Annotated in this window: 7 protein-coding genes and 3 rRNA genes; all 10 read left to right on the forward strand. The window is 47.9% G+C overall.

What is annotated here, in order from left to right:
- The first annotated feature begins 30 nt into the window (after positions 1–30).
- The 10 genes from NST83_RS03820 to NST83_RS03865 all read left to right on the forward strand — a co-directional run bounded on the left by NST83_RS03820 (position 31) and on the right by NST83_RS03865 (position 12,035).
- The gene (locus NST83_RS03820; protein WP_342416623.1) at positions 31–876 is read left to right on the forward strand and encodes a LysR family transcriptional regulator; all 846 of its coding nucleotides are present in this window, start codon (positions 31–33) and stop codon (positions 874–876) included.
- A gap of 18 nt (positions 877–894) precedes the next feature.
- Positions 895–1,566, forward strand: a complete 672-nt coding sequence (locus NST83_RS03825; protein ID WP_342416624.1) for an SGNH/GDSL hydrolase family protein — start codon at positions 895–897, stop codon at positions 1,564–1,566.
- 302 nt (positions 1,567–1,868) lie between these two features.
- Positions 1,869–2,234: a MarR family transcriptional regulator gene (locus NST83_RS03830; RefSeq protein ID WP_252361657.1), complete on the forward strand. Its 366-nt coding sequence runs from the start codon at positions 1,869–1,871 to the stop codon at positions 2,232–2,234.
- A gap of 22 nt (positions 2,235–2,256) precedes the next feature.
- Positions 2,257–3,195 carry an NADP-dependent oxidoreductase gene (locus NST83_RS03835; protein WP_342416625.1) on the forward strand — a complete coding sequence of 313 codons (939 nt, stop codon included), beginning with the start codon at positions 2,257–2,259 and terminating at the stop codon, positions 3,193–3,195.
- A 45-nt stretch (positions 3,196–3,240) separates the two neighbouring features.
- Positions 3,241–3,630 carry a hypothetical protein gene (locus tag NST83_RS03840; RefSeq protein WP_342416626.1) on the forward strand — a complete coding sequence of 130 codons (390 nt, stop codon included), beginning with the start codon at positions 3,241–3,243 and terminating at the stop codon, positions 3,628–3,630.
- Positions 3,631–3,851: 221 nt separating this feature from the next.
- Entirely contained in the window at positions 3,852–5,222 is a 1,371-nt protein-coding gene (locus NST83_RS03845) for an NCS2 family permease (protein ID WP_342416627.1), read from the forward strand.
- Positions 5,223–5,745: 523 nt separating this feature from the next.
- Positions 5,746–7,303, forward strand: a 16S ribosomal RNA gene (locus NST83_RS03850).
- Between the two features lie 339 nt (positions 7,304–7,642).
- Positions 7,643–10,572, forward strand: a 23S ribosomal RNA gene (locus NST83_RS03855).
- A gap of 152 nt (positions 10,573–10,724) precedes the next feature.
- Positions 10,725–10,841, forward strand: a 5S ribosomal RNA gene (gene rrf / locus NST83_RS03860).
- The 16S, 23S and 5S rRNA genes sit together here, the layout of an rRNA operon.
- 201 nt (positions 10,842–11,042) lie before the next feature.
- Positions 11,043–12,035: a ketoacyl-ACP synthase III gene (locus NST83_RS03865; protein WP_342416628.1), complete on the forward strand. Its 993-nt coding sequence runs from the start codon at positions 11,043–11,045 to the stop codon at positions 12,033–12,035.
- Positions 12,036–12,064 lie beyond the last annotated feature (29 nt).

Genomic DNA, 12,064 nt, shown 5'->3' on the forward strand with positions numbered 1-12,064 from the left:
GTATCATTTTATTTGATGGGAGGTGAAGGGATGGATATTGAAAATATGCAGGCATTTGTTTCGGTGGCAGAACTGAGAAGCCTGACAGAAGCTGCCCAAAAGCTGAATCACCTGCAGTCGAACATGACGGCCAAAATAAAGAAGCTGGAGGCCCACTATAAAACAGCGTTATTTTACCGAAAACCTCGTGGCATGGAGCTGACCCCAGCAGGAGAAACCTTGTACGCTCAGTTCAAGCAAATTTTGTTGCTATGGCAAGACACAGAGATGAAAATGAGACCGCAGGAGGAAAAGCTGCGCATTGGCACGATGCAGTCCATCGTGGCGGGGGAAACAACAAGAGCGCTTACGAAGGTATATGAGCTGTACCCAAAAGCTTCTGTTACCTTAAAAACCGGAACCACTACGGAAATGGAGCGATTAATCCTCGACGGGGAACTCGATATCGCTTTTGTTACAGGGTATTCCACTAACCCTTACATTCATTATCAAAAAATATGCCGTGAAGAGCTGGTGTTGGTGGGGAAAGGCATTCATGAAGGCTCAGACCTCAAACAGGTGTTGCAAGGAGCCTCTATTATTATATTGTCGGATAGTTGCCTGTATCTCACGCATCTGGAGAAGATGTATCAGGACATGCAATTGACTCATGGCGAGGTTGTGGAGGTAGGGGTGTTTGATACGATGGTGCAGTTTGTTTTGATGGGAATGGGAATCACCTTGATGTCCAAGAAGCTGGCACGGCAATTTAATGTAAAATCCTATTTGTCGGTTCCCCCAACCTTCGGCTACATGGATACATATTTAATAACCCGTCCCAACTACAAGATGACAGCCATTGAACATAAATTTATCGAAATTAATAATACGATCTAAGGGATAGGAGAGGATCAAATGACTACTGATCAGGACAAGTACCAGGGAAGCCATGCCGTATTTTTGGGAGATAGCATTACTTTTGGTTATGAATTAAAGGATGGGGAAAAGCCTTACCCACATATCGTCAGCGAGGTCTTGGGCTTTCAAGGCTTTGAAAATCACGGCATATCCGGCAGCAGTGTAGCCAGCGGAGGCTTTGAGCCGATGTGTGAGCGATATGAAAAAATGAATCCTCACGCAGATGTGATCTTTTTTATGGGTGGAAGAAATGACTTTTCCATGGGAGAAACGCCGTTCGGTCATTTAGGCACACCATCGACAGAAACGCGAACATTTTATGGTGCGCTCAAGCATATTGCCGAGGGATTAATTAACCGTTACCCGGACAAGCTGATCATCTTTTTGACACCGCCCCACGGATCAAGTGATGCGGTTCCCGAACATTTGCCCAATGCAGTCACGGGACAAGTGTATAGCGCGTATGCGCAGGCCGTGAGAGATGTGGCTTCGCTGTATTCTTTTCCGTGCTGCGACCTGTGGAATATCGCCGGAATTCAACCGCTGCTGCCTATTCACAGACAGATGTATTTTACCGGGGAAAACAGTATTCCTGACGGTCTGCATCCAAATCAGGCAGGTCATGAGCGGCTGGCAGCTCGTATTATTGGATTTATGAACACGCTATAACCTATAGCTCATTGCCGGCTGTGAACAGAACACCACGATTCTTTTTCGATTGTATTACTCCGAACTATAGCAGGACACCGAAGCGCAAATACTCAGGCAGGTCGTTAAGCTTGAGTATTTTATTATTGTTTGAGTGTTTACTATAAATCACCCATCACCAAGCTTGAATATTTTCAATAGAGGTGTATAATAATTGATATATCAATTGATAAGTCAAGTAATTACAGAAAGGAGGATCTATCATCGAACATTGCTCTGAAAAAAGCCAATTGTTTTACCGCATGCATCTTTTGTGTAAAGAAATGAATACCGCTTTTGAAGCACAGTTAAAAACGAGCTTTACCAAGGTCGAGATTTTGTATCACATTGATCAGCGGCAGGAATTGAGTCAGCTGGAGCTTCAGCATTTGCTGGTTCTGGACGGAGCGGCGGTAACCCGACATCTGAAAAGGCTGGAGGAGGAGGGTCTGATTATCCGCACCAAAAAAGAGCAGGATAAGCGTGTGACCTATATTCGTCTAACAGAATCAGGGGTTCGAGAGCTGCACATTTTGTCAGAGCAAAGACAAGCCTTTCAGGACAAGCTGCTGCATGAGTTTGCTGATGGGGAAATTGTTTCTTTGACAAATGCATTACAGCGCATGTCTACCAATGTGAAGAATATGTAAAATACGCGAGGAGGAACTGAATATGAAAGCTATCGTCATTGAACGCTACGGAAGCAAGGATGAACTGAAGGAAAGAAATGTACCCAATCCTAAGCCACAGGCCCATCAGGTCGTTGTGAAAGTAGCAGCTACCTCCATTAACCCGATTGACTGGAAACTGCGTGAAGGTTATTTGAAGCAAATGATGGATTGGGAGTTTCCGATTATCCTGGGTTGGGATGTTGCCGGGACCATCTCGGAAGTAGGTAGCGAGGTAACTAATTGGAAAGTAGGAGACGAGGTGTTTGCCCGTCCGGACACGACCCGTTTTGGTACTTATGCGGAGTATACCTTGGTGGATGACCAACTACTGGCGCGTAAACCTGCCTCGATCTCATGGGAGGAAGCCGCATCTGTTCCGTTGGCGGGACTGACAGCCTGGCAGGCGCTCTTTACACATGGTCAACTGGCCAAAGGTGAAAAGGTACTGATCCACGCAGGCGCAGGTGGTGTCGGCATGTTTGCTATCCAGCTTGCCAAACAAGCTGGCGCCTATGTCATTACGACAGCCAGCGAGCGCAATCATGAGCTGCTTGCTTCATTAGGAGCCGATCAAATTATTGACTACCGTACGACCCGTTTCGAGGATGTATTGTCCGATGTGGACGTTGTGTTTGATACGATGGGTGGAGATGTTCAGAAAAACAGCTTTAAAGTTCTGAAAAGGCACACTGGACGGATCATATCCATCGTCAGCAATTTTGACGAAGAGCTGGTCAAGGAGCACGACGTAACGGCCAAAAATATATGGCTGGAGCCCAACGGACAGCAGCTACAGGAAATTGCCGACCTGTTAGAGCAGAAAAAAGTAAGATCGGTGGTAGGAGCTACGTTCCCTTTTTCGCAAAAAGGTCTGTATGATGCACATGCTCTAAGCGAAACCCACCATGCTGTCGGTAAAATTGCCATTACCTTTTCATAAGAACACATATAACGAGGCGCAACACGAAAGGAATTATACAACACGATGAAGATCTTAGAAGATTATTTTCACTATTATGATTTGGCAAAAGATGATGAGAAAAGCAGAGAAGAATTAATCAGCCTGTTCTCCAACGAAATTGAGTTCGTATTGAACGGTGACCGAAAACAAGGCATGAACAGCTGGAAAAGCTTCTTGAACATGTTCTTTGAAGGAACATCTGAAATCAAGCATATGTATGAAGGCTGGAAGCCCGTTCCCGAGGAACCTGCTGTTTATGAAACCAAATGGGCGGTATGCGGCAAAAGAGCAACAGGCGAAGTGTATACACTCACAGGAGTGGACAAAGCCCGACTGGATGCAGAAGGTAAGATTGTTTATTTGGAAAATATACCCGATACCGCGAATACCTTTGAAAAGTATAAAAATATCTGATTCGCTTAATAGATAACCCGTCAGCTATATAACAGCTTGGCGGGCTTTCTAATTCCCGAACAATACATATGTGATTAAATTACAACATTCGCTTTTTGTGTTGACAAGCAGTAGGGGACGGCCTAAAATAACGAATGTAATATAGAGCTTTTGAATGCGAATATTACAGTAACTGAACGATAACAATACGAGTATGCTTTGCGTAGGAGGAATTACGACTCATGGAGCGTTTCTTTAAATTAAAGGAACATGGAACGAACGTCCGCACAGAAATTATTGCGGGGATTACTACTTTTATGACCATGGCTTACATTTTGGTGGTCAACAATACCTTTTTAGGGCCCACTGGAGCAGGGATGCCCAGCGAAGCCGTCTTTTTTGCCACTGCGGTAGGTGCAGGACTGATCACTATTCTAATGGGGTTGTTCGTTAATGTGCCCATTGGCATGGCTCCAGGTATGGGCTTGAATGCTTATTTTATGACCGTAGTTTTGAGTTCGAATGGTATGATCACTTGGCAAGCGGCACTTGGCGCTGTATTTATATCCGGTATCGTCTTTCTGATTTTAACTGTGACACGAGTGAGACAGATGTTGCTTGTTGCAGTTCCGGAAAATCTAAAGACAGCTATTACCGTAGGGATTGGCTTGTTTATTACCATTGTTGGTTTTAAGCTGTGTAATCTGGTTATGGTAAGTATCGTTCCAGGGACGGATGTAGGTCAGCCGGTTCCGGGTCATGCTTTTAATCTGATTCTGGGTAGTCTGGTTCATCAAAAGGATGCGCTGCTGGCGCTGATCGGTTTGCTCATTATCGCAGCGCTGATGGTTGTTCGGGTCAAAGGTGCTTTGCTGATTGGTATCGTAGCTACTACATTGATTGGTATTCCGATGGGTGTAACGAATCTGAGCAGTTTGACAACAGGTCACTGGATTCCTGATTTTAGTAATCTGGCAGTAGGCCAATTGGATTTGAAGGCTGCTTTGCACATCGGGCTGTTTGATATCATTTTCATTTTCACATTTGTAGAGCTGTTTGATACGTTTGGTACACTGGTGGGTACGGCCACCCGCGCAGGTATAATGAAGGATAAGAAAAAAGGCGAGAAAATCATCGGTAAAGCCATGCTAGTGGACGCTGTTGGTGTAAGTACCGGCGCAGTATTGGGCACTAGCACAATTACAGCATTCGTAGAAAGCTCGGCAGGGGTAGAAGAGGGAGGACGTACGGGTCTGACTGCTGTAACGACAGGGGTTCTGTTCCTGTTGGCTCTCTTTATCGCACCGTTGGCATTGGTTGTGCCTTCCGCGGCCACTGCTCCAGCGTTGATTATCGTTGGCGTGCTGATGATGAGTCAGGTTCGCAACATTGACTGGGATAACTTCCTGCTGGCGTTCCCGGCGTTTCTAACCATCGTTCTGATGCCTTTTACAGGCGGAATCGCTAACGGTATTTCTGCAGGAATTTTGTCTTACGTGGTTCTGGCAGTATTCAGTAACCTGTTTACCAGCAACAAAGTTAAAGTTCACTGGCTCATGTGGGTGCTTGCGGTTATTGTTGTGATCCGGTTTGCCTTTATGGGTTCGGAATAACAATTTGATATAACTTGAAAAGCTCTTTGTAATACAGAACCTCCTTCCCTGTTGTTTCAGGGTGTGAGGTTCTTTTTTTATTCTAGTTATTTACTTCATGGAACAGACAAGGTTCTATTACTAATAGAAGAAGAATGAATAACAAATTGAGCTTTCCGAAATTAATTAAATAAATGCTTGCAAACTTATTTCGTCTATGATATATTCTAATTCCGGCCAAGAAATACAATATTGCGAGCGAGTGTTACAAAAAAAGATTTTAAAAAAATGCTTGCAAAGTTGGTTCGGACATGATAAGATATAAGAGTTGATAAGGCGATGAGCTGAGTCAACAGAAAAGAAATGTTTGATCTTTGAAAACTGAACAACGAGTGAGTAAATGATTTTGTTCGCAAAATCAACCACGAAGATTTCGATACCTACCGCAAGGTTGTATGAAATCGGAGTGAAAAAAGAGATATTTTATCTCGTCAGTTTCAAAATGAGCGAATCGCTCTTTCTATAAACCAGCTTCGGTTGGTCTTTAATGGAGAGTTTGATCCTGGCTCAGGACGAACGCTGGCGGCGTGCCTAATACATGCAAGTCGAGCGGGGTTGTTTGAGAAGCTTGCTTCTCAAACAACCTAGCGGCGGACGGGTGAGTAACACGTAGGCAACCTGCCCCTCAGACTGGGATAACTACCGGAAACGGTAGCTAATACCGGATACATCCTTTCCCTGCATGGGGAGAGGAGGAAAGACGGAGTAATCTGTCACTGATGGATGGGCCTGCGGCGCATTAGCTAGTTGGTGGGGTAATGGCCTACCAAGGCGACGATGCGTAGCCGACCTGAGAGGGTGATCGGCCACACTGGGACTGAGACACGGCCCAGACTCCTACGGGAGGCAGCAGTAGGGAATCTTCCGCAATGGGCGAAAGCCTGACGGAGCAACGCCGCGTGAGTGATGAAGGTTTTCGGATCGTAAAGCTCTGTTGCCAGGGAAGAACGTCTTGTAGAGTAACTGCTACAAGAGTGACGGTACCTGAGAAGAAAGCCCCGGCTAACTACGTGCCAGCAGCCGCGGTAATACGTAGGGGGCAAGCGTTGTCCGGAATTATTGGGCGTAAAGCGCGCGCAGGCGGCTCTTTAAGTCTGGTGTTTAATCCCGAGGCTCAACTTCGGGTCGCACTGGAAACTGGGGAGCTTGAGTGCAGAAGAGGAGAGTGGAATTCCACGTGTAGCGGTGAAATGCGTAGATATGTGGAGGAACACCAGTGGCGAAGGCGACTCTCTGGGCTGTAACTGACGCTGAGGCGCGAAAGCGTGGGGAGCAAACAGGATTAGATACCCTGGTAGTCCACGCCGTAAACGATGAATGCTAGGTGTTAGGGGTTTCGATACCCTTGGTGCCGAAGTTAACACATTAAGCATTCCGCCTGGGGAGTACGGTCGCAAGACTGAAACTCAAAGGAATTGACGGGGACCCGCACAAGCAGTGGAGTATGTGGTTTAATTCGAAGCAACGCGAAGAACCTTACCAGGTCTTGACATCCCCCTGACCGGTCTAGAGATAGGCCTTTCCTTCGGGACAGGGGAGACAGGTGGTGCATGGTTGTCGTCAGCTCGTGTCGTGAGATGTTGGGTTAAGTCCCGCAACGAGCGCAACCCTTATGCTTAGTTGCCAGCAGGTCAAGCTGGGCACTCTAAGCAGACTGCCGGTGACAAACCGGAGGAAGGTGGGGATGACGTCAAATCATCATGCCCCTTATGACCTGGGCTACACACGTACTACAATGGCCGGTACAACGGGAAGCGAAAGAGCGATCTGGAGCGAATCCTAGAAAAGCCGGTCTCAGTTCGGATTGCAGGCTGCAACTCGCCTGCATGAAGTCGGAATTGCTAGTAATCGCGGATCAGCATGCCGCGGTGAATACGTTCCCGGGTCTTGTACACACCGCCCGTCACACCACGAGAGTTTACAACACCCGAAGTCGGTGGGGTAACCCGCAAGGGAGCCAGCCGCCGAAGGTGGGGTAGATGATTGGGGTGAAGTCGTAACAAGGTAGCCGTATCGGAAGGTGCGGCTGGATCACCTCCTTTCTATGGAGAATCGTTTCCTGCAACGGAAACATTCAAATATGAAGCGTAAGCTTCAAACACTTACTCACTCGTTGCTCAGTTTTGAGAGCTCAAACTCTCTAGCTTCGACGAATGTTTCATTCACACATCCGTGTGGAACCGAAATATTCATCGGGTTTCGCTTCTTTGAAGCGAATTGCACCTTGAAAACTGGATACCGAAACGAAATTGCGTTTTAGAATATTCCTTTACGCTGATCTTGTGTAAACAAGTGAAATAAAGGTAGCTGCCTTGAATTTCATTCACACATTCGTGTGGAACCGAAATTCAAAGCAAATCGCATTTACGAAGTAAATGCTAGGTTAAGCTACAAAGAGCACACGGAGGATGCCTAGGCGCCAGGAGCCGACGAAGGACGTGGCGAACAACGATAAAGCCTCGGGGAGCTGTAAGCAAGCTTTGATCCGGGGATGTCCGAATGGGGAAACCCGGCTGTCTTCATCGACAGTCACTTTCTGCTGAATACATAGGCAGAACAGAGGCATACCAGGGGAACTGAAACATCTAAGTACCCTGAGGAAGAGAAAACAATAGTGATTCCGTCAGTAGCGGCGAGCGAACGCGGATTAGCCCAAACCAAGGAGCTTGCTCCTTGGGGTTGTGGGACGTCTCACATGGAGTTACAAAGGAACCGGTTAGATGAAGAGGTCTGGAAAGGCCCGCCAGAGAAGGTAAAAGCCCTGTAGTTCAAAACCTGTTCCCTCCGAGACGGATCCCGAGTAGTGCGGGGCACGTGAAACCCCGTATGAATCCGGCAGGACCATCTGCCAAGGCTAAATACTCCCTGGCGACCGATAGTGAAGCAGTACCGTGAGGGAAAGGTGAAAAGCACCCCGGAAGGGGAGTGAAATAGATCCTGAAACCGTGTGCTTACAAGAAGTCAGAGCCCGATCTATGGGTGATGGCGTGCCTTTTGTAGAATGAACCGGCGAGTTACGTTCCCGTGCAAGGTTAAGGTGAAAAACTGTAGCCGTAGCGAAAGCGAGTCTGAATAGGGCGACTTGAGTACGTGGACGTAGACCCGAAACCGGGTGATCTACCCCTGTCCAGGGTGAAGGTGCGGTAACACGCACTGGAGGCCCGAACCCACGCATGTTGAAAAATGCGGGGATGAGGTGGGGGTAGCGGAGAAATTCCAATCGAACCCGGAGATAGCTGGTTCTCCCCGAAATAGCTTTAGGGCTAGCCTCGGAATAAGAGTCGTGGAGGTAGAGCACTGATTGGGTGCGGGGCCCGCAAGGGTTACCAAGCTCAGTCAAACTCCGAATGCCATAGACTTGGTTCCGGGAGTCAGACAGTGAGTGCTAAGATCCATTGTCGAAAGGGAAACAGCCCAGACCATCAGCTAAGGTCCCCAAGTGTGTGTTAAGTGGGAAAGGATGTGGAGTTGCACAGACAACCAGGATGTTGGCTTAGAAGCAGCCACCATTGAAAGAGTGCGTAATAGCTCACTGGTCGAGTGACTCTGCGCCGAAAATGTAACGGGGCTAAACACGCCACCGAAGCTATGGCTTGATACTTAGGTATCAGGGGTAGGGGAGCGTTGAATGCGGGTTGAAGGTGTACCGTAAGGAGCGCTGGACTGCATTCAAGTGAGAATGCCGGTATGAGTAACGAAAAGATCTGTGAGAATCAGATCCGCCGAAAGCCTAAGGGTTCCTGAGGAAGGTTCGTCCGCTCAGGGTAAGTCGGGACCTAAGGCGAGGCCGAAAGGCGTAGTCGAAGGACAACAGGTCGAAATTCCTGTACCACCGTAATCCGTTATGAGCGATGGGGTGACGCAGTAGGGTAGTGACGCGGACTGATGGATGTCCGTCTAAGCAGTGAGGCTGGTGTGTAGGCAAATCCGCACATCGTAAGGCTGGGCTGTGATGGGGAGCGAAAATTACAGTAGCGAAGGTCATGATCTCAGACTGCCAAGAAAAGCCTCTAGCCAGGAGAAGGTGCCCGTACCGCAAACCGACACAGGTAGGCGAGAAGAGAATTCTAAGGCGCGCGGAAGAACTCTCGTTAAGGAACTCGGCAAAATGACCCCGTAACTTCGGGAGAAGGGGTGCCTCGGTAGGGTGAATAGCCCGAGGGGGCCGCAGTGAAAAGGCCCAAGCGACTGTTTAGCAAAAACACAGGTCTGTGCGAAGCCGCAAGGCGAAGTATACGGGCTGACGCCTGCCCGGTGCTGGAAGGTTAAGGGGAGTGGTAAGTCCTTTTAGGGCGAAGCTATGAACCGAAGCCCCAGTAAACGGCGGCCGTAACTATAACGGTCCTAAGGTAGCGAAATTCCTTGTCAGGTAAATTCTGACCCGCACGAATGGCGTAACGACTTGGGCGCTGTCTCAACGAGAGATCCGGTGAAATTTTAATACCTGTGAAGATGCAGGTTACCCGCGACAAGACGGAAAGACCCCATGGAGCTTTACTGCAGCTTGATATTGAATTTGGGTACGATCTGTACAGGATAGGTGGGAGCCTGAGAGACTTGAGCGCCAGCTTGAGAGGAGGCATCCTTGGGATACCACCCTGATCGTATCTAGGTTCTAACTTGGTACCGTGATCCGGTGCGAGGACAGTGTCAGGTGGGCAGTTTGACTGGGGCGGTCGCCTCCTAAAGAGTAACGGAGGCGCCCCAAGGTTCCCTCAGAATGGTTGGAAATCATTCGAAGAGTGCAAAGGCAGAAGGGAGCTTGACTGCGAGACCTACAAGTCGAGCAGGGACGAAAGTCGGGCTTAGTGATCCGGTGGTACCGCATGGAAGGGCCATCGCTCAACGGATAAAAGCTACCCTGGGGATAACAGGCTTATCTCCCCCAAGAGTCCACATCGACGGGGAGGTTTGGCACCTCGATGTCGGCTCATCGCATCCTGGGGCTGAAGTAGGTCCCAAGGGTTGGGCTGTTCGCCCATTAAAGCGGTACGCGAGCTGGGTTCAGAACGTCGTGAGACAGTTCGGTCCCTATCTGTCGTGGGCGTAGGAAATTTGAGAGGAGCTGTCCTTAGTACGAGAGGACCGGGATGGACGTACCGCTGGTGTACCAGTTGTTCCGCCAGGAGCACCGCTGGGTAGCTATGTACGGAAGGGATAAGCGCTGAAAGCATCTAAGCGTGAAGCCCCCCTCAAGATGAGATTTCCCAGTATGTAAGACCCCTTGAAGACGACGAGGTAGATAGGTTGGGGGTGGAAGTGCAGTAATGCATGGAGCTGACCAATACTAATCGGTCGAGGGCTTATCCTAAAGTATAGAACGCAATGGAGTTTCGGATTCAGTTTTCAGGGTGTAATACCTTGAAGGTATGTAGAAGATACATACGAATACGTTGGATTTCTATACACGCAGTAGCGTGGTACCAGAAATCTGCACGGAAGAATTTACGATGTAAATTCATGTTTGGTGGCGATAGCGGAGGGGTTCCACACGTACCCATCCCGAACACGACCGTTAAGCCCTCCAGCGCCGATGGTACTTGGACCGCAGGGTCCTGGGAGAGTAGGACGTCGCCAAGCAAAAGGAAGAAGGACCATGATCTCCTTGAGATTGTGGTTCTTTTTTGTGTTGAAAAGGTAAGACATATATACTTAACTTAATGGAAAGGTACAAATTGAGACTAACTCATATCAATTGAAGCTATTTTGAAATAAATTAGTACCAGGTATTAGTATCAGGTGTTATAATAGGAGCAACCATTATAAAGGAGAGTGATCAGATTGTTAAATTCTAAAGCAAAGCTTACGGCCCTGGGTACTTATGTACCTGAACGGATTTTGACGAATGCTGACTTGGAGAAGCTTGTGGATACTAGTGACGAGTGGATTGTGCAACGAACGGGTATGCGTGAACGACGAATTGCGGCTGAAGATCAATATGTATCTGATTTATGTATTCAGGCCGTTACACGTATGATTAACCTCTATAACGTAAATATAAACGAGGTTGATATGATCATTGTAGCGACAAGTACACCTGATTACTACTTTCCAAGCACAGCTTCACGGATTCAGGCACATTTTAATATTCCAGATACGGGATCCATGGATGTAAGTGCAGCATGTGCAGGATTCACCTATGGACTTCACCTGGCTAATGGGCTTATTACGGGTGGTCTACACCGTAAGGTGTTAGTGGTGGGAGCGGAAACGTTGTCTAAAATTACAGATTATACGGACCGGACGACTTGTGTACTTTTTGGAGATGGCGCAGGGGCTGCTCTTGTTGAATATGACGAGGATGAAGGATCATTTTTGACCGCAGATATCGGAAGCTATGGGCAGGGGGGAGTTCATCTCTATCGGGCAGGCTTATCTGATTATTTAGATGGAGAAAAGCTGCAAGCTAATGGATTTCTTGTTCAAAATGGACGTGAGGTTTATAAATGGGCTGTTCGCTCTGTCCCAGCGGGAGTAGAACGGTTATTAGAGCAGGCTGGAATGAAGAATGAGGACCTTGACTGGTTTGTACCGCATAGCGCCAATCTGAGAATGATCGAATCCATATGTGAGCGAGGGGCAATACCTTTGGAAAAGACGCTGACAAGTGTAGAGTTTTATGGCAATACATCGGCGGCATCTATTCCTTTGGCTTTACAGTGCGGTTTGGATGATGGGCGTTTACGGTATGGGCAGCGGGTATTGTTATATGGGTTCGGAGGGGGCCTGACTTATGCAGGTCTGCTGTTAAAATGGAGCGTGCCTGATTTGTAAGCTGTTCGGATGGTATAATTAACAATATA

Origin of the sequence: Paenibacillus sp. FSL R10-2782, assembly GCF_038592985.1 — a bacterium.
Taxonomy (GTDB): Bacteria; Bacillota; Bacilli; order Paenibacillales; family Paenibacillaceae; genus Paenibacillus; species Paenibacillus terrae_C.

Bases quoted from the DNA above. Each gene is read 5' to 3' on its own strand.
- NST83_RS03820 (WP_342416623.1), top strand. From the start codon at position 31: ATGGATATTGAAAATATGCAGGCATTTGTTTCGGTGGCAGAACTGAGA.
- NST83_RS03825 (WP_342416624.1), top strand. From the start codon at position 895: ATGACTACTGATCAGGACAAGTACCAGGGAAGCCATGCCGTATTTTTG.
- NST83_RS03830 (WP_252361657.1), top strand. From the start codon at position 1,869: ATGAATACCGCTTTTGAAGCACAGTTAAAAACGAGCTTTACCAAGGTC.
- NST83_RS03835 (WP_342416625.1), top strand. From the start codon at position 2,257: ATGAAAGCTATCGTCATTGAACGCTACGGAAGCAAGGATGAACTGAAG.
- NST83_RS03840 (WP_342416626.1), top strand. From the start codon at position 3,241: ATGAAGATCTTAGAAGATTATTTTCACTATTATGATTTGGCAAAAGAT.
- NST83_RS03845 (WP_342416627.1), top strand. From the start codon at position 3,852: ATGGAGCGTTTCTTTAAATTAAAGGAACATGGAACGAACGTCCGCACA.